The sequence below is a fragment of the Waterburya sp. genome (assembly GCF_058530065.1).
In genome coordinates this window covers 1-19,744 of sequence record NZ_JBZNBU010000053.1, presented here as the reverse complement: position 1 = coordinate 19,744, position 19,744 = coordinate 1, and the positions used below count along the sequence as shown (strand labels likewise).

Annotated in this window: 15 protein-coding genes; 4 read left to right on the top strand and 11 right to left on the bottom strand. The window is 40.4% G+C overall.

The window, feature by feature from the left end:
• Window positions 1–190: 190 nt before the first annotated feature.
• The 5 genes from lpxA to purC all read right to left on the bottom strand — a co-directional run bounded on the left by lpxA (window position 191) and on the right by purC (window position 5,666).
• Window positions 191–985, bottom strand: a complete 795-nt coding sequence (gene lpxA / locus AC33VI_RS03530) for an acyl-ACP--UDP-N-acetylglucosamine O-acyltransferase (protein ID WP_491780889.1) — start codon at window positions 983–985, stop codon at window positions 191–193.
• 58 nt (window positions 986–1,043) lie between these two features.
• Entirely contained in the window at window positions 1,044–1,517 is a 474-nt protein-coding gene (gene fabZ, locus AC33VI_RS03525; RefSeq protein WP_491780888.1) for a 3-hydroxyacyl-ACP dehydratase FabZ, read from the bottom strand.
• A 150-nt stretch (window positions 1,518–1,667) separates the two neighbouring features.
• Window positions 1,668–2,489: a UDP-3-O-acyl-N-acetylglucosamine deacetylase gene (gene lpxC, locus AC33VI_RS03520; RefSeq protein WP_491780887.1), complete on the bottom strand. Its 822-nt coding sequence runs from the start codon at window positions 2,487–2,489 to the stop codon at window positions 1,668–1,670.
• A 31-nt stretch (window positions 2,490–2,520) separates the two neighbouring features.
• On the bottom strand, window positions 2,521–4,662 hold the full coding sequence (locus AC33VI_RS03515) for a BamA/TamA family outer membrane protein (RefSeq protein ID WP_491780886.1): 2,142 nt from the start codon (window positions 4,660–4,662) through the stop codon (window positions 2,521–2,523).
• Window positions 4,663–4,934: 272 nt separating this feature from the next.
• The gene (gene purC, locus AC33VI_RS03510) at window positions 4,935–5,666 is read right to left on the bottom strand and encodes a phosphoribosylaminoimidazolesuccinocarboxamide synthase (protein WP_491780885.1); all 732 of its coding nucleotides are present in this window, start codon (window positions 5,664–5,666) and stop codon (window positions 4,935–4,937) included.
• Window positions 5,667–5,930: 264 nt separating this feature from the next.
• Between purC and AC33VI_RS03505 the strand changes: the two genes are divergently transcribed.
• From AC33VI_RS03505 to AC33VI_RS03490, 4 genes are all read left to right on the top strand, one after another.
• A complete protein-coding gene (locus tag AC33VI_RS03505) occupies window positions 5,931–6,167 on the top strand; it encodes a DUF7219 family protein (RefSeq protein WP_491780884.1) in 237 nt (78 codons plus the stop codon).
• Between the two features lie 64 nt (window positions 6,168–6,231).
• On the top strand, window positions 6,232–7,257 hold the full coding sequence (locus AC33VI_RS03500) for an ABC transporter permease (RefSeq protein WP_491780883.1): 1,026 nt from the start codon (window positions 6,232–6,234) through the stop codon (window positions 7,255–7,257).
• Between the two features lie 208 nt (window positions 7,258–7,465).
• Window positions 7,466–8,572, top strand: coding sequence for a non-hydrolyzing UDP-N-acetylglucosamine 2-epimerase (gene wecB, locus AC33VI_RS03495; protein ID WP_491780882.1), 1,107 nt, complete (start codon window positions 7,466–7,468; stop codon window positions 8,570–8,572).
• 21 nt (window positions 8,573–8,593) lie between these two features.
• Window positions 8,594–12,118 (top strand): AAA-like domain-containing protein, encoded by a 3,525-nt coding sequence (locus tag AC33VI_RS03490; RefSeq protein ID WP_491780881.1) that lies wholly within the window; start codon window positions 8,594–8,596, stop codon window positions 12,116–12,118.
• A 234-nt stretch (window positions 12,119–12,352) separates the two neighbouring features.
• Here AC33VI_RS03490 and AC33VI_RS03485 read toward each other — a convergent pair whose 3' ends face one another.
• From AC33VI_RS03485 to AC33VI_RS03460, 6 genes are all read right to left on the bottom strand, one after another.
• Complete coding sequence (locus AC33VI_RS03485) at window positions 12,353–13,156, bottom strand: hypothetical protein (RefSeq protein ID WP_491780880.1); 804 nt, start codon at window positions 13,154–13,156, stop codon at window positions 12,353–12,355.
• 57 nt (window positions 13,157–13,213) lie between these two features.
• Window positions 13,214–14,275 carry a hypothetical protein gene (locus tag AC33VI_RS03480; protein WP_491780879.1) on the bottom strand — a complete coding sequence of 354 codons (1,062 nt, stop codon included), beginning with the start codon at window positions 14,273–14,275 and terminating at the stop codon, window positions 13,214–13,216.
• A gap of 100 nt (window positions 14,276–14,375) precedes the next feature.
• Window positions 14,376–15,134, bottom strand: coding sequence for a hypothetical protein (locus tag AC33VI_RS03475; protein WP_491780878.1), 759 nt, complete (start codon window positions 15,132–15,134; stop codon window positions 14,376–14,378).
• A 38-nt stretch (window positions 15,135–15,172) separates the two neighbouring features.
• Window positions 15,173–17,929, bottom strand: a complete 2,757-nt coding sequence (locus AC33VI_RS03470; protein ID WP_491780877.1) for a putative type IV secretion/conjugal transfer ATPase — start codon at window positions 17,927–17,929, stop codon at window positions 15,173–15,175.
• On the bottom strand, window positions 17,883–18,257 hold the full coding sequence (locus tag AC33VI_RS03465) for a hypothetical protein (RefSeq protein ID WP_491780876.1): 375 nt from the start codon (window positions 18,255–18,257) through the stop codon (window positions 17,883–17,885). Before AC33VI_RS03465 ends, AC33VI_RS03470 begins: the two co-directional genes overlap by 47 nt.
• A gap of 509 nt (window positions 18,258–18,766) precedes the next feature.
• Window positions 18,767–19,744, bottom strand: a 978-nt coding sequence (locus AC33VI_RS03460; RefSeq protein ID WP_491780875.1) for a PhoX family protein, incomplete at its 5' end; no start/stop codon positions are given.

The following is a 19,744-nucleotide window of genomic DNA, read 5'->3' as shown; positions in this document are numbered from 1 at the left end:
TAGCTCTCTGGGAAAATTTACTAGTTCGTAGTTTTTAGTTTTTAGTTCTTAGTTCTTAGTTTTTAAAGTTTAATTATGTGGTCTACCCATGTGAAAAGCGCAGTAAATCACTGATAATAATTGGATATTTAACTGGCGAAGCTCTTAAACTAGATCCTTATTTTTGTTTAAGTCCCGTTAGATCTATTGATTAGATTTTCCCAGAAACCAGACCCCTTCTACCATTGCCAATAGAAAGCTTGAGGAAATTTTGCAAATGTTGAACGTGAATATTTTCCGATAGTTCGTCTAGGCAATCGATCGCATCTTTTAAAGGTAGTTGTTTTAAATATAAAAAACTAAAAGCAGTTTTCAACTGGCGGATTTCCTCTTTAGCAAAACCCCGTCTTCTTAAACCTGTAAGATTGAGCGATCGCACTTTAGCGGGATTGCCTTCTACCATCATGTATGGGGGAACATCGCGACTGATGCGACTCATGCCTCCTACCATTGCCATCTTGCCGATATGAACGAATTGATGGATGCCTAAGACTCCGCTAATAATCGCCATCGGTTCGATAGTAACGTGACCTGCAATCGCCACACTGTTAGCAATAATTACTTCATTACCAATCTGACAATTATGACCTACATGAGAATATGCCATCAATAAATTGTCATCGCCGATGGTGGTAGCTTCCCCTTCATTGGTAGCGCGGTTGATGGTGACATATTCGCGGATGCGATTGCGATCGCCAATAATTACTTTGCTGTTTGCCCCTTTATATTTAAGATCTTGAGGCTCTAAACCAATAGCTGCACCAGGAAAAATCTGATTATCTCGACCAATTTCAGTCAATCCATCAATAATTGCGTGACTGCCCACTACAGTATTAGCCCCAATAGTCACTTGACCGCCAATCACCGCATAGGGTTCGACTCGCACCGTAGGATGAAGTTGAGCGCGATCGTCAATTACAGCAGTTGGATGGATTAAGGTTCTCAAAATTGATTCTCCCAGAGGCTAAAATTGGTATTTTAATTCAGCAACGTCTGTATTGTAATTACATTTCAATTAAAGAGAACATCATTTCTCCTTTGACTGCCAATTCTCCATCTACTTCCCCTCTACCTTGCATTTTGGCAATACGATTTCGTTTCAAGGATAACAATTCTACAGTCATAGTCAAGCGATCGCCAGGCACTACAGGGCGACGAAAACGTACTTTATCAATACCGGCAAAAGCAAAGAATTTACCGCTCATTCCTGGCAATTGTACCAAGACAATACCGCCTACCTGTGCCATTGCTTCGACCATCAATACCCCAGGCATCAAAGGAAAATCGGGGATATGTCCTGGGAAAAATGGTTCGTTAAAAGTAACATTTTTAATTCCTACTGCTTTTTCTCCTGGTACATAGTCGATAATGCGATCGACCAAAGCAAAAGGATAGCGGTGAGGTAAGAGTTGGTGAATTTCTCGAACGTCAAAAGTAGTTTTGAGAGAACTATCGGGGGTTTCGATGACAGAATCCATATGATGATTGTTGATTATTGATTGCTAAAAACCAAGAACTAAAAACTAATTACTGATTGATATTAAATGCTCAATCTCGCGCGTTCCCTTGCGCCTTAAGGCGATATTATGCCCTTGTGGTACGCGGGGTCGCTCGTCAATGTTTAATGTTCAATGATTAATGATTTTAGCAGCCAACTGAGTGTGTAACTTATGACTGGCTTTGTAGGCAATAATATGAGCGATGGGAAAACGACCCAATAAACTCATATCCCCTACTAAATCTAATAGTTTATGACGGGCTGGTTCATTAGTAAATCTCAAAGGCGGATTGACCCAGCCTGAATCACTGCATACTAAAGCATTGTCCAAACTTCCCCCTTTAATCAAACCAGCTTGTCTTAACTGCTCGATTTGTTCGGCAAAGCCAAAAGTACGGGCTGGGGCTATTTCAGTATTAAAATCTTCTCGATCTGGCTGCCAACTATGCCACTGATTGCCAATCGCCTGATAGGGAAAGTCTATACCATAAGTGAACCTGGGTTCTGGTGCGGGTAAAGCAGCTACGAAAGCATCTCCTTCTCTAACCCAAATCGGTTCTGTAATAGTTTTGGATTCGACTGAAGCCTCACTATTACTGATAACTCCCGATGTGGCGATCGCCTCACACCAATTTTTTGCCGAACCATCTAACAAGGGTAATTCTGAACCATCGATTTCAATTCGCACATCATCGATGCCATTGCCAGAGAGGGCAGCCAACAAATGTTCTACGGTACGAACTTTGGCATTTTCGCCCACTAATTCTGTAGATAGGGTAGTTTGTCCCACTGCTGCGATCGAGGCGGGAATTACTGGCTTGGCTGGCAAGTCTGTTCGCACAAAATACCGACCTTCCCCAGAACTGGCGGGCATGACTTTCACTTTAGTATCTATCCCAAAATGCAACCCTACTCCAGATAATTCAAACCCCTTTTTTAATGTATTTCCCACTGTTCAATGTTCAATGTTCAATGATAAATGATTAAAACTTCTCCCCAATACCAAATTGAATTTCATTACCACCATCGTCATTAATGGCATAGTCTACTCTAATTGGCCCTAAGGGAGATTGGACTCTAACTCCCACACCGTAACCAAAACCAGCCCCTGGTAAATCTCGCAGTACGGAAGGCTGTCCTGGTACGGCATCATCAGAACCCAAGACCGTGCCATAGTCAAAAAACAAAGCACCGCCGATAATTCTAAAAATCGGAAAACGATATTCGGCACTAGCTTGGAAATAACTCCTACCGCTACCAACTTCACCATCGCCAAAACCTCGTACTGAGTTACTACCTCCTAAGATAAAAGATTCATAAGGGGGTACATCACCTAAAATAGTACCTGCTTGAATATTAAAAGCCAGGGTTTCAGGACCATCACTAAAGCGAATTATATTGATGGGAAAAAATTGACTAAAATTACCCCGCAAACGATTAAAGAGAATACTACCAGAACCGATCGGAATGGTTTGTTCCGTACCCAATCTCAAGACAGAACCACTAGTCGGTTGCAAAGGATTGTTACGGCGATCGCGATTTGCTCCAAACCTTAGGGTAAATAGATCGTCAGTACCATCGTCACTAACAGCAAAATTAATGTTGCCATCTTCATCTTCGGAGATGGGAGAAATTTCACCATCGCTATTTCTAACTTCAACTCGTTGATATTGAAGTCCCGTTGACAAAGACCATTCCCGACGTTTAAAAGGATCGCTAGGGATGGGGCGACCAAAGGTAATTCCGCCTCCAGTACGGACGATACGAGGGGAGTTGGAATCATCATCCCCATCATTAGGATCTGGATCTAGGGTTTGAATATCATTATCCCCATTAAAAACCAAAGAAATCGAACGACGGCGAAAAGCATTGACGGTATAGGAAGTACGACTTTCACTGCCACCAATCCAAGGATCGGTAAAATTAACATCAAACAGCAAACTATTGCTACCCAAAGAGATATCCGTTCCCAAAGTTTGGTTGTTACCGCCAAAGTTCCGCTGCTGATAGCTAACAGTTCCAAATAGTCCCCCAGAAGAACTATAACCAGCACCAGCAGAAACCGAACCGCTACTACCTTCAACTACATCGACATTAACAATTACTTTACTCGGATCTTCACCAGGACTAAAGGAAAAACGAGCATCTTCAAAAATCCCCAAGCCAAAAACTCGTTGTAAATCTCTTCTAGCGGTGTCTCGTTTAAAGACATCCCCTGGCTGGAGTTCTACTTCCCTGGTAACGATATATTCTTTGGTTTTGCCTTCAATCGGTTCGTCGTCTTCGTCAAAATATCTTACTTGAATATCTTCAATAATCCCTTCGGCAACAATCAGGGTGATTTCTCCATCGGCACTGACTTGAGGCGCGCCAACAACTTGAGCTAGTTCGTAACCGTTTTCGCTATACCATTCGTTGACTTGAATCACTCCTTGTTGCAGTTCCCTTAAATTGAGAATTTTGCCGTAATTATCCCCAAAAAACTCATCGATTTTTTCTGGAGGTAAAATTTCGCTAGCTTCTCTTTGAGGAACGGTAACTAGGGAAACGTTATTCAAAATCGGATTCGCCTCCACAGTAAAAGTAATTCTGACTCCTAGAGGAGTATCTCCTGGAGTTACTTCTACATTTTGGAAAAAACCTGTAGCGTATACAGCATTGACATCTTCCTGAAGCTGAGTGCGAGTTGTGGTTCTGCCAGGTTCGGTATTGATGGTGGCATAAACAATATCTTTTAATTCTTCGCTTGCTCCTTCTACAACTACCTCGGCTACTAAAACTCTTGGTTCTTGAGCGCGTTCGGGGTTTGCTTCCCCTTCATTATTATCTGTATTATTTTGAGGATTTTGGGGTTGTGTTTCCGATTCGGGAGGCTGAAATTCTGGTAGCTTTAGATTAGGATCTACCTCCGCATCAGAATCAGTCTCAAACGGTTGTCCTGTAGAATCTTCAGAATTTTGAGCCAAGAAAGTTGGTTCGATTTTGCCGAGCAAAGCTGCACCATTATTAATAATAATTTGCTCGGACTGAGAATTCAGATTTTGATTTTCTGCTCTAGTTGGAAATGAGATTCCCAAGGTCAGAGTCGTTACTAAGATTGAAATTAGAGTAGGAGATAGACGCACTTTTTTTGATTCTATTAACACTTCCACACACCAGATAAAAGGGCTTTGCCCCAGCTACAAGCCATAAGCTTTTTGATTGGAAATTTGATAGACGACCGCTTTTCAAGACATTAAAATCGCCAACGATAGACAATTTTAGTTTGTGCCTGGCAATATGACTATTCACAGCAATAAATGTTCCCCAGCGATCGACTTAATAATTTTTATTAGGTTGAACCATTAAGGTTAAATATTCGATCGCTTTAAATAGTTATTAAAAACTACAGATCTAACTATTGTTGTAATTGCTGCAAAACTCTTTGCTGAACTTCTTGATAAGCCGACTCTACTTTACCGAGATCTTTACGAAAGCGGTCTTTATCCATGATTTTGGCTTGAGGATCTTGTTCTTTATTGTTCCAAAGACGGCAAGTATCGGGGCTAATTTCATCGGCTAAAAGTAAGTTTCCTTGGCTGTCAATACCAAATTCCAGTTTAAAGTCTACCAGGGTAATATCACATTGCTGAAAAAATTCTTGTAAGTGTTGGTTGATTTTCCGCGCCATATTTTCAATTTCAGTCAGTCGTTCGGCAGAAACCAGATCCAATAAAAAGATGCGATCGCGAGTTAGTAGAGGATCGCCTAATTCATCGCTTTTGTAATAGTATTCCACTAAAGAATTATCTAATACTTTGCCTTCAGGCAATCCTGTTTGACGACAAAGACTCCCCGCAGCAACGTTTCTCACCACCACTTCTACAGGAACAATGGTTACTGCCTTAACGTTCATTTGATTGGGTGCTGGAGAATCTAAATAGTGAGTCGGAATACCCAAAGTTCCCAGCCAGTGGAATAATGCTGCGGTAATCTGACAATTAATCGCCCCTTTCCCTGCTATTTGTCCCCTTTTCTGAGCATTGAACGCCGTTGCATCGTCTTTATAGACGGTTAGTAAAATTTCTGGATCGTCTGTCGAGTAAAGAATCTTGGCTTTGCCTTCGTAAAGTTTTTCTGTTTGTGACATCTTGAATATTTGCCTGAAAATTCAGCGATCTTTAAGGATAAATCGCGGGCTATAAAAAATTAGGTTAAGAATAGGTTAATAAAACTATATTCTTTTGTTAATATCTAAAATAAAACCCAGTTTATAGTAGCGTCATCGGGTCACTTTGTGTTTGTCTGGCACGAACGAAATAAAAATGCTAAGAAAGATTAAATTCTTAGCAGGCAAAATTGACGATTACTATCAGTAAATTGATTGAAAAAACTACAAACTTAATCTAAGACCATGAGACCCAATCAAAACCTCAATAATTTCCTATATCCTCGCCATTCCTATCACGGTGAAGTTAAACCAGAAAACCTAGTTTTCAATTCCAATTTGCAAGAGTTCGCCCAAAAAATAAATTACATTTGTAATTTAGAAACAGGGGGCAAACTAGCACCAGAAGAAGCATACGAGCAAATCAAAACTCTTTGGAAAGAATTAAAACGCAGCAAAAAGAAACTAAATATCGGAAAATAATTCAATCAACAATTAACAGACATAACTGCTATAACTATTAAAACTGTTAGCTCTGGTCAAGTTTATGTCTCGCTCGAAAGCCTTGCAATCGTATATCTTGGTTCGTTTGCTTTTAGCTCCTTTGATGTTATTGACGATCGCAACTTTGGTATTCCTTTTACTCAGGGCGACTCCTGGAGATCCAGCCGATGCAATTTTGGGTACTCGCGCCCCAGAAGCCGCTAAAGCAGCTTTGCGATCGCAGTTAGGATTGACCGACCCTTTATGGCAGCAATATTTTGACTATCTCAAAGCGTTACTCAATTTTGATTTAGGTAGCTCCCTGACCAGTCGGGGCTTGTCGGTCTGGGAAGTAATTAAAGAATATTTTCCCGCTACGGTAGAACTATCTTTTTGCAGTATGGTAGTAGCGGTGACTGTAGGGGTATTGGTTGGAATGGTTTCTGCTTCTACAGAAAATAAATATATTGATGCTTTGGGCAGATTATTTGGTATCGTGACCTATTCCTTGCCTTTGTTTTGGGTGGGAATGGTCTTGCAGTTGATTTTTGCCGTTAATTTGGGCTGGTTTCCGTTAGGTACTCGTTTCCCCGTCAGCGCAACCACACCGCCCCCAGTGACGAGTTTATATTTAATTGACAGTATCCTAGCGGGAGATCTGGGAATGCTGTTAAATACCCTACATTATTTAGCTTTGCCCAGTATAGCTTTAGGACTGTTACTCAGCGGTATTTTCGAGCGTATCGTGCGGGTTAACTTAAAACAAACCCTCCAAGCAGATTATGTAGAAGCAGCTAGGGCGAGGGGAATTCCCGAACGGACAATCCTTATATCCCATGCCATGAAAAATGCCCTAATTCCCGTAATTACCGTCTTGGGCTTAACTTTTGCAGCCTTGTTGGGCGGTGCAGTATTGACGGAAGTAACTTTTTCTTGGCCTGGTTTGGGTAATAGACTCTATGAAGCGATATCTTTACGAGACTATCCTACAGTCCAAGGAGTTATGGTATTTTTCGGCATCATTGTCGTTCTGGCTAGTATTGCGATCGATATTATTAATGCTTATATAGATCCGAGAATTCGCTACTAATGGGGACTGGGAGACTGGGTGACTGGGTGACTGGGTGACTGGGAGACTGGGAGACTGGGAGACTGGGTGACTGGGTGACTGGGTGACTGGGTGACTGGGTGACTGGGTGACTAAAAACTAAGAACTAAAAACTAAGAACTAAAAGCTGATAGCTGATAGCTTATAGCTGGTCAATGATAAATGTTCAATGATAAATGGTAAATGTTCAATGAAAACTGTAGGTGTAATTTTAGGGACTAGACCAGAAGCGATTAAGCTCGCTCCCGTAATTAAACAACTAAAGAGTTTAAAAGATACCAAAACCCATCTCATTCTTACGGGACAACATCGAGAAATGGTCGATCGCGTCATGGAATTGTTCGAGCTTGAGGCAGATTGGGATTTAGACATTATGAAGCCCAAACAAACTTTAACTAATATTACTTGCGATAGCTTGCAAGGATTAGAAAAAGTTTTTGCCCAAATTAATCCGAAATTTATTTTCGTTCAGGGAGACACTACCACTGCTTTTTCCGCTGCTTTGGGGGCATTTTACCATCAGATTCCCGTCGGTCATGTAGAAGCAGGGTTGCGGACGAATAATTTATACGATCCCTATCCCGAAGAAGCCAACCGTCGTTTGATTTCTCAAATCGCTCAATTACATTTTGCCCCCACCAAACTAGCAGTAGAAAATTTACAAAAGTCTGGGGTAACAGGAGCAATCCACCATACGGGTAATACTGTAATCGACAGCCTGTTAACCGTTGCCGATAAAAAACCAGCTTGTCCCATACCCAATTTAGATTGGGAAAAATATCGAGTTTTACTGGCTACCGTCCATCGTCGCGAAAACTGGGGTCAGCCTCTAGAATCGATTTTGCGGGGTTTCAAAGCTATTTTAGACCGCTTCCCCGACACGGCATTACTACTCCCCTTACATCGCAATCCCACCGTCAGAGAGCCAATCAAGGCAGCTTTGGCAGACTTACCTAGAGTATTCCTCACCGAACCTCTAGACTATCCCGAACTAGTGGGAGCAATATCTCGCTGCCATCTTTTGCTAACAGATTCGGGAGGATTGCAAGAAGAAGCACCAAGCTTGGGCAAACCAGTCTTAGTCTTGCGGGAAACTACAGAAAGACCCGAAGCAGTGGATGCGGGGACAGCAAAATTGATCGGTACTAATTGGGAAAATATTATTAACGCCGCTTCAGAATTATTAGAAAATGAGTCAAAATACCAACAAATGGCAATGGCAATTAATCCTTTTGGCGATGGTAAAGCCTCCCAGAGGATTGTTAAACTAGCTCAAGACTACTGGTTGAATCAATAACAATCCAATCGCGAAGGACAAATGGCAATCGATTATCAAGTGGGCGGGAGTCTCAATGTTAATGCTACAAGTTATGTAGCCAGAAGTGCTGACGATCGATTGTACGAAGCTTTAGTGGATGGAGACTTTTGTTATGTATTTAACTGCCGTCAGATGGGCAAATCTAGCCTGAGAGTTCGAGTTAAAAATCGTCTAGAACAACAGGAATATGCCTGCGTATCCCTAGATATGAGCAACATTGGTAGCAATACCATAGCTCCCCGTCAATGGTATAAAGGGATTGCTTCGGAAATTTGGCGCGGTTTGGGTTTGATGAGAAAAGTCAAGTTCAAGGCATGGTGGGAAGAACAACAAGGTTTGTCGCCAGTTCAACAACTAGACAGATTTGTTAGTGATGTGGTCTTGACTAAAGTAGAAGCGTCAAAAATCTTTGTTTTTATTGATGAAATTGATAGTGTTCTGAGTTTAGATTTTCCTACCGATGATTTTTTTGCTCTCATTCGTTATTTTTACAACCAAAGAGCCGAAAATAATTCATATAATCGTCTGGGCTTTGCTTTGTTTGGGGTAACTACTCCTAGCGATCTGATCCGCCATCGCGATCGCACCCCCTTTAATATTGGTAAGGCGATCGAACTGACAGGATTTACCTTAGAAGAAGCAACACCTTTAATTGCAGGTTTGCAAGATAGATTTAAAGACCCTAGATTAATTCTAGAAGAAATCCTCAATTGGACTGGGGGACAGCCTTTTCTGACTCAGAAAGTTTGTCAGCTAGCTGTAAATTACAGCCAACAGACTTGTGATTGTCCTTTACCAGGATATGAGGTGGCTTGGGTGGAAAGGTTAGTTCGAGAGAAAATTATTGACAATTGGGAGGCACAAGACGAACCAGAACATCTCCGCACCATACGCGATCGCATTTTGAGCAATGAAAATAAAGCAGTTCGATTGTTGGGATTGGCAGAGCAAATTTTAATTAAAGGGTCTATTCCAGTAGATGATAGTCCCGAACAAAGATTTCTGCTTTTGTCTAATCTGGTTGTCAAACAAAAAGGTTCTTTGATTTATCGCAATCAAACTTATCGCCAAATTTTTAACCTAGATTGGATCGCCATACAACTAGAAAAACTACGTCCCTTCAATAAAGAATTAGAATTATGGCTGGCTTCCGATGGTCGAGATACATCTCGCTTGTTAAGAGGTCAAGCTTTACAAGAAGCGCAAATTTGGGCAAGTAGCCACAACATCAATCGTCAAGAATATCAGTTTTTAACTGCTTCCCAACAGGAAGAAGCTAGGCAAGCCGTAGAAACTACCCGCTTGCAAGAAGTAGAAGCTCGATTGATAACGGAAAAACGCAACAGCAAACAACAAAGAATTTTAATTGCTGCTTTGAGCGTAGCTTTGGCTTTGGCTTCGGGACTGGGTATATTTGCCAGCCAACAAAGTTATCGCGCCACCAAAAGCGAACAAAAAACTATTGCCTCTGTAATCGATAGTTTGGCTACCTCTTCTGAAACTTTATTTGTTTCCGAGCAAAGACTAGAAGCTCTCATTCAAGCCATGAAGGCTCAAGCAGAACTCCAAAAATTAACATGGGATAATCCCAGTCTCGTAGCAAAAGTCAACCGCTATTTGCGTCGGGCTACCTATGGCATTCAAGAAGTCAACCGCCTTTCAGGACACAATGGTCCAGTTTGGGAAATAGATTTTAGTCCAGATCGAAAGTTAGTCTTATCTGCCAGCGAAGACAAGACTGCCAAACTATGGCAACTCGACGGCACATTACTGACTACCTATGAAGGTCATGATGCTGGAGTTTGGGCGGTAGATTTTAGTCAAGACCAAACCAAAGTGATTACTGCTAGCTGGGATAATACCCTCAAAATTTGGGATATTAATGGCAAGCTACTCAAAACTCTTGAAGGTCATCAAGACCACGTTTGGGAAGTAACCTATAGTCCCGATGACAAAATGATTGCCTCGGCTAGTTGGGACAAAACCGTTAAGCTTTGGACTCCAGAAGGGGAATTAATCACTACCTTAACGGGACATAAAGACCGAGTTTGGGGAGTGGACTTTACTCAAGATAGTAAAATTTTGGCTACTGCTAGCTGGGATAAAACCATTAAATTGTGGGATGTGGAACAATCGATCGCATCGGGAAAACCAGTTGTCCTAGCTACTTTGAAAGCCCATCAAGATGCGGTGAACAATGTCGATTTTAGCGGTGATGGTCAAAATATGGTCAGTGCTTCCCACGATAATACTCTAATTCTGTGGGACACGAGCAACCCCAAGCAACCCACAATGAAAAAGATTATGAAGGGACACGAAGATCGGGTCAATTCCGTGGCTTATAATAAGCAAACGGGGGAAATTGTCTCGATTTCCGACGACAAAACTATTAAAATTTGGAGTCCTGAAGGAACTTTACTTTCTACTTTTAAAGGACATCGCGATCGCGTCGTCGGTTTGGGAGTTAGTACCGATGGTAAAGCGATCGCCACTGGTGGTTTTGATAAAACGATTCGTCTTTGGCAACCCCGCAGCAATTTACTGCAAACTTTGGAAGGACACGAGGGCACTGTTTTACATCTCAGTTTTAGTCCCGATGGTAAAGCGATCGCTTCTAGCAGTAGAGATGGAAAGATTAAGCTTTGGACAAAATCGGGGAAATATCTTCAAACCTTCTCAGGACATAAAAGTCGAGTCCATGATGTAGTTTTTCATCCTTCAGGTGAGTTGCTCGCATCGGGTTCGGACGATACGAGCATTAAAATTTGGGACGATCGAGGAAAAGTCTTAAAAACTCTATTCGGTCATGAATCTTCAGTATTTACTGTAGCGTTTAGTCCTGACGGTCAATATCTGGCTTCTGCGGATGAAGAAGGTACGCTCAAGATTTGGAATCTTGAAGGAGAGTTGATTAGTAATAGCAAGCATTACCATCAAGGAGCAATTATTGAATTGGCTTTCAGTCCTGATAGTAAAACTATCGCTACTGCTTCGAGAGACAATACAGTTAAATTATGGGGTTGGCAGTCAGATCCAGAACAAAAAAATATTACCCTTCTTCAAGGTCATGAAAATGTTGTTTATAGCGTCACTCCCAGTCCCAATGGCAAAATTTGGGCTACCTCTTCCTGGGATGGCACGATTAAAACCTGGGACAAGGAAGGCAAAAACCTGGCTACTATTGCAGGACACAATGGAGAATCCAACCAAATTCGTTTTAGTCCCGACGGTCAAACCATTGCTTCTACTAGTTCCGACCGCACTGTAAAATTGTGGGATTTGCAAGGTAAAGAACTTTTTACCTTAGAAAGACATACTTCCAAAGTTTGGACGCTAGATTTTAGTCCCGACGGCAAAACCCTTATTTCATCGGGGGACGATCGCTCGATCGTGATTTGGGATTTAGAGCGTATCTTAAAGCTCGATTATTTTGAATATGCTTGTAATTGGGTTGATCACTATCTGAAAATCAATCCTGATGTCCCTCAAAGCGATCGCCATATTTGCGTTCCAGAAGAAAAATAATAAATTAATGGCTTGAGGGGTATTGCCCAATATGTGAAGCGGTATCCTTATTAGGGCTTGCTGAAAAACTAAGATTTGAGAGGATATCTGTTGTAAAGCTATTAGCTATCAGCTTTCAGCTATTAGCTTTTAAGAAGCTAGTACATTTTATTAAAAAGTCTTGAAACGCTTATATTTAATTGATTTTGACTTATTCAGCAAGCCCTTATTAAAGGGCACAAGGCTTCACTCATTTTAGATTTGACAGTGCTGTAAATTATTGGCATCTTGTTTATTATTTTCATCTAATAAACATAAATCTCGTATTTCATAAATTTCCAATCTGTCAGAGCGAATATTGTAAATTGCTTTTTGCAAGTCTGTAGCACTTGAAGCCCGAGGATGGGGAAAATAATCTACAGCCCGAATCAAAAAATCTTTGTTATACGGAATTATTACTTGACGATTAGTGTTTGTTTTCTTTTGAATTAAATTAGCCACCATTCCTACTCGCCATTTTCCAGGAGCAATTTCTTCGGGTCGATCGATTCGCTTAATAATTAATTGAGCTGACATAGCCTGGTGGGGAACATCAGAGAAAACTTCTGGTGGTGTGATATTTGCTATTTCTCTCAGAAAAGCAGGGCGAAAATCTTCTGATAGGGCAAAGCTAGCCATCCAACTGCTTGTACTGACCTTTTTGCTGCTTCCTTGCTCAGTTTGAATGGATATACCTGGATCGGGGATTGGTTGCGATACATCTTTAATCGTTTGGGGCGGAAGTTTTCCCGACCAATTAAACATTAAGATCGTGACTTTACTAATAAATTGTTGGATAACTTCAGGATCTCTTTCTAAATCCTTAGTACTACCTATTTTTTTTCCATTAATTAGTTGTACAAAGGTAGGAGGCTTTCTCAAATAGAGTTGACGAATTGAAAGCCCTTGTAGGATTAGGAAAACTAAAGTCAATATATGTAAACTCAAGGTGATGATTGCCAAACCACTTAAAAGATTTACATTTGATTTTTTTTGTTGTTTTTTTAGGAGGCGTACCATTAACTGACTCTTTGAAATAAACTGATATAATCAAAATTTAAAACTTAAACTAGTTATTTACCTAGTCCAAGGTACTGCATTACTAATACTATTTAATATTGCCAAACCCCCAACAGAAGAAAGTAATAAAGATAAAATTGGAGCCAAAATTCCGAGAAAGATTGTAAACCACAATAAATCGGGATCTGCATTGAAATCTCCAGCAGGTCCATTGATAATCGCAGCGGAAGCCGAGATAGCCATAATATTGAAAGAAATTTTGGCAATTCCTAAGGCGAAAAATCCAGTCAACCAAGCAAAAATTGGCTTGGCAGCTACAGGCAACAAAGAACCTCCCACAGCTAAGGGTCCCAAAGTTGCTATCAATAACATCGTTGCTTCGAGTAAATTTTGAAATGCATATTGTGAGGAAACTAAAAAGTTTTTAGTCATCGTTTGTGTTGTCGAGCCTAATAAAGCATTAAATGAATTTTCCGATAATATTTCCGTACCAAAGGCAATTTGATTTACCTTATTTTCTAGTCTATATATCCAAGCTTGATTTCCATATAAAAATCTATATTCACGCCAGAGAGGATCGATTTTTTCCTTAGCTTTGAGAAAACATTGATTTTGTTGTTCGCCAGTTAGAGATTGGCAGGGACGAAGTAAAGAACCTGCTATTTCTTCTCCCACAGCCATATTTAATGCTTGTTGATAAGTTTGGTTTGCATCTGCTGTCAGCACTACTTGTTGATTAACAGTATCGATCAAATTGCGGACACCTAAAGTCAAGCTAGATAGCACATTTCCTTGACCTGAATTACTTAAGAGAATAACTACTATAAATGGCCATATCAAAGATGAAATGGGTCGAGAATAATTATAATTAATCACATCTTTTAGCCATTGAATCATAAAAAACAAAAGAGTTCCTACGGCAAAGAATATTCCTAAATCTGTCAATGCTCCATACAAGTTATTATTAGTGTTATTTTGTAAAACATCTATCCATTGCTCGTCCCAACTTTCAGTAATTCTTTGGGCACTAGTATTACCATCTCTAAGTATTTGGTCTATGCCAGCTTGAGCCAAAATATTGATAGTTTGAATTTGCCAAGAAAAGTAGTCTGAACTCATTACTCATTACTCATTACTCATTACTTACTACTTATTACTTATTACTTATTACTTATTACTTACCTACAGGGTTACTATTTACCTCTGCCTTCTTTAATTTTCAATATTTTCTGCCAAATAAATCTATTTGCGAACTAGTTCGTAACAGTCTTGCTGCTTCAGTAGACGTTTCTACTCTTTCTGCTCGATTTGTCTGTTCTATCTGCTTGGATATGTTGGTTAAATTTAAGTTAGAGTATTGCAAAAATTGATTGCCCTGCATTGTTTGGGCAAGACTTTCAGCCATGATTTTTGCTTGTTCGCTTAGAATTTTAATATTTTGCAAATTCAAATTAGCTTGATTTTGACCCAATATTTCACTTAAGAATGGACTTTCAGGGGAGATGCCGATAACTTGAGTGACAATGTTATCGGCTTCTTGTGAAAGATTGGAAATATTATCTAAGGTTATTTCCGCATTTTCTAGCTTACTTTTATAACGAATTTGCCCGCTCGATCCCATGAAACTTTCAACTGCTCCTCTGGTAATTAGTCGATCAATTTCATCACTAACTAAAGAGCCTCTTACAGCCGCATTATTTTCAAACTTATCGGATTTGGAATTAAAAAACATACTAGAGCGGAAAATTTCTCTTGCTTTAATCGGGTTGGGAATATTAGAATCCCCTTTTGCACTTTCAATAGCTATTTGTGCATATAATTCTAGAGGACTTAAAATTTCCCTAGTATTAAAATTGAGATAGTTTTGTAAATCAGCGGAATAAGCTTTAAAATCAGTCCAAACATTGCCAAATTGTGCCATTGCTGGTACGACTGCCAAAAATGGCAAGAAAAGAGTCAAAAGTATCGTTTTTTTCATAAATAATTTATCTCTAATATTATTAAAATCTTTAACGTCTATAATGTGCGATCGCGCAGAGAAGAGACTAACTGACGAGCAAAGGCAGAGATTGCTTCATATTTATTGCCGTAACATTGCATTATTTGTTTGCGTGCAGCTTGTTCGTCTGGGTTATTAGCTACTACTGCCAATTGTTCGTAACCAGGATAGTAGCGACAGAAAGTATATCGTCCATTATCGTCTAACAGCCATTGGCTATAAACTCCTTCTGGTTTGGGAAAAAAGCCTTCTGAGGCATTTTGAGCAATAATCGAGCGGGGATATTTTAAAATATCGGTAAAACTATCTACTGCCACAGGCTGAATGCGACCGATCAGACGCGTGGTAAGATTTTGCAAGATTTTAGATGCTGCGGGAGATTTGGCAATAGTATCGGGATCTTGTGCTGAGAGAATAACTCTGATACCAGCTTTAGCTCCGTTGGCACAAATTCTGCCCACTAAGTTAGAAATTTGCTCGAATTCAAAGAGAATGGGAGCTTCGTCAATGAAGAAAATGGAAGCTGGACTGCTTAAGGCACGGCGCAAAGCAGCGGAATAGGCACTTAAGGATAATACTGCTGCATCTTCGCTATCAGCAAGGTTGGTGAGAGCAAAAACCAACAGTTGAGAGTCAGTAGGAAAGCTTGAGGGCTGTGAAATAGCCATGCCTACTCGGCTAGAGAGCCAAAAGCGCAGACGCAGTTGAATCTGATTCAGGGCATCCTCAACTCTACCACTCATCGAATCTAGTTCCAGATGTTCTGGGGAGCAAAAAGCATAAAAGTCTCTTAGGGTAGGTGTTCGCTGCCAAGCTGAACTACCAAATCCTCCCTCCATTGCCTCTTGATACCGCTTTTGGATTCCTTCATCAGCAAAGAAAGCTTTTAGAGCCAAGTTGAGGAGCGATCGCACTGTTTGCACCAGCAGTTGATTTTTCCCAGACGAACCTAAAACCATCTCCATCAAGGCTGATTCCAAGAAAGCTCGATAATCTAGTAAGCGATCGCTCCTCTGTTCTGGACTGAGGGCTCGCAAATCTGGTTGCTCGAATAAGTTATTCGATTGTTTGGCAATATCAAAATAAGCTCCATTCTTCTCCAAGCAGCGTGTATAGTCGGTAAATGTCGATGTACCATCGGGTTTGGGAAAGTCCAGGGCTACCACAGGAAGCCCGTGAGCCAAAGCTTGGGTGAGAATTCCCGAAACTAAAACTGATTTACCCGCACGAGTGGTAGCAAACAGGGCGAGATTTTTATGCTTGTTAAACAAATCGATATGTAAAGGCGTTCCTCCTTCCCGAGCAATTAACTCAAAACCTCGATTATCACCTTTCCTAGTTAAAACTAAAGGCATTAATCCAGAAACTTCGCTAGTCAAATATAATTGTCTGCGATTGAAGGGTTTCGTTAATAAACTTTCCCAGACAATCGGCAGAGTTTGCAGCCAAATTTTCCAGGCATACTCTGTTTCTCTAATGACTTTGGCTGGACGTTGAAAGCAATTTTCAATATATTTTGCCGCCTCGTCCAATTTCTCCAAACTAGGACGATGAACCAAAATAGTCAGGGCAGTATAAATTGGCACTGCACCTTCATATAATTTTTCTTGGGCAGCTACCGATTTTTTTAACTTTAGTTGAGCGCCGACATCGATAGTTTTGCTTTTTTCTTGAGCCATAAGTGCCGTCATATTTGACTGCTTCAGCACTCTTTGGAGAGTAGTTTTTACTATGGCAGGATTTGCAGCCGTCAGCTGACAAAAAACCTCCGTATCGACTACTGTTTCCCTCGCCAGTAGCTCCCATAGATATCGAAGTTGAGCTGTTTGATTCAGCCAACCTCCTGGTTTATCTAGGAAAGTTAATACACCAACAAAGTTATTATTAACCCGCACCCAACGGCGATCGGCACAGGGTACTCCAGATTCCATTAGCAGGGTAGTACTGTGAACATTCTCTGTTAGTAATTTGCTGCTAGCTAAGTCGGAATAAACTTGTTCCCTTATTCCATTTTCATCTAAAGTAATTAACTGTGGAATTTCTATAGGCTTGGTATCATTAAATCTTTTCCAGATTTCCCCCCAAAGTTCCTGTGCACTCAAAGGTCTGACATCCAATCCCATTTTGTTAGAGAGGACTTGTTCCCAGCAGCAAAAACCATTTTTGTAGGCGTCATAGATAGTAGCTTCAATACGCTGGTTTTCTACTTCAGTAAGTTCTCCCTTAAATTTCAACCACCATGATTCGCTTTTTGCTAATATTTTCTCGATCCAGTCATTTGTACTAGAAGAATTGGATTCGATAGAATAAGTCACAAAAATACGTAAAACTTTTGGCTTGCGAATACCTGAAAGAGTTAACTCTTGCACTCTCGCACGTTCTGCCATCAGTAAAAATTTAATATCTCGTGATGGAGCTTTTTCAATTAAAGAAGTCAGTTCTTTTTGTCGCTCTCTATCCGAACTAAAAGAACTTAAATGAAAAGTAACTTTTTCCCCAAAAGGTATATCTTTTAAACCACTTTCAATATTTGTAATAGTCGTATTGATTTGTTCTGGACTTAAAGTAGTGTGGATGCCCAAACAATCAAAACCAAAAACAAAGGAAAATCTATTCTTACTAGTTCCTTTATTCAAAATATAAGCGCCAAGATCTCGTCCATTTAGGGACACGCGCAGCATGGTTGCTAAGTGTAATGCATCTTCAAAGGGTGTCAGCCTAGTTTGATTATCTGCGGCGATCCCGACGCTTCGCTTTCCGATTTTTTGCTTCATGGTTAGTTTTCAACAATAAACTTTGATAGCGAGCAAAACCTCTCGTCCAAGTAGGAACACCGATGAACTTACTCAAAAAGCTCCAACTTCTGCCACTAGTTAAAATCCACCATGTGGCAATTCCCCATCCTGTCATTAGTGATGTCCATAACCATTTGTTAAAATCATCCTCAAATAGACCACCAAAAATGCCGTTGATGATAAAGTATGAGGCTAAAGCAATCAACGTCCAAGGAAGAATTTGATCGGCAGGTACGGGACCTAATGAAGGTTGGGTTCCTAAAATTTGATTTACTGGACGAAAATCTTTTTCTCGGTTATCTGTCATGGTAAGAAGATTTTAGATTTATCCTGGCTTGAATATATGAGGAATCGATTTGTTTAATCTTAATTAAGCTATAATTTGCAATTCTTTAGTTTTCTTCTACTAATACATAGTAGCTCGCGTTATGAATTAACTTTAAATATTTACATTAATTTTGATATTGTTATAATTCTGGATTATTTTGTGAAAAAATAATAAAGTTTTAAATCATAAATTATTTAGTATAAATTGTTATTATGTTTTTCGGATAATAGATAATTAACCGAAAAGCAAGAGTATAGAAAAGCCTTTTAAATCAATACGATAATGGTTGCACAGTCACATTTATCTGATAATAAGCGTAAGGATAATCGTCATAATCCCCTATCTGATTCAAATTTAATAAGTGATAGATATTAAGTTTTTCCGAAAAACAAACTAATCAGAATGTAAGGAGATATCAACTTATTAAAATATTATTAAAAAGGAGACTCTGTTTTGACCTAGTAAGTCAAAACAGAGAAAATTGCTAACTATGAACCAACAATGCCACCATCTTTCTTAGTAATTACAAAAGTGCAATCACGGGGTATAGTAACGCCATCAGTAGGTGCAGGAAAGTTGGTTAAAGTTGGATCTCCATCACCAGGGTGCTGAGAATTACAGAAAAACGTTTTCTGGTCTGGAGTACAGGCAATTCCAGTAATCTCATCACCAGCAACACCCGTCAGCAGACGCCGAATCTCACCAGTAGCAGGATCGGCAACTAGTAACTGGTTATTGAGTTCTTTTTGTTGTCCACCATCTGTTTCAATAAACAAGCGACCCTCAGGATCAGACCATAAACCGTCAGGGTCGCTAAAGGTGGTTTCATCTCCTTCACCGTGGGTATCCTGAGCAATAAATACAACCTGCCAGGTGAAATGAAGACCTGTATTGTTGTAGCTGTCTTCCGTACGAATGATGTGACCATCATCATTAGGAGCCAAAGGGTTTGCAGGTCCAGGAACTTCTCGTTCGCTGTTGTTAGTCAAAGACCAGAAAACAGAACCATCAGGGGCAACGGTAGTCCACTCGGGACGATCCATAGGGGTTGCTCCCAGAATATCAGCTGCCACCCTCGCAAATACTAGCACCTCACCCTGGTCGTTGAATCTTTCTGCGAGCAGAGGATTATTAATGGTTAATTCTAACCACTCACCAGTACCATCTTCATTGAACTTAGCAACGTAGAGCTTGCCGTAGTCTAGGGGACTTAAGCCGCGAGAGAGCATCGATCGCCAGCTAGTATCGGAGACATATCGATAACAGTAATCGAACCGCTGATCGTCACCCATGTAACCAACAGCCCGACCGCCTGCACCTGTGGCAAAGGCAAAACCTTCGTGCTTGAAGCGACCCAAAGCTGTTCGCTTAACTGGAGTTTGTCTACCGTTCTCGGGGTCGATCTCTACAACCCAGCCAAATCGATGATGTTCGTTAGCATAATCGGGGTTAGAAAGATCGAATCG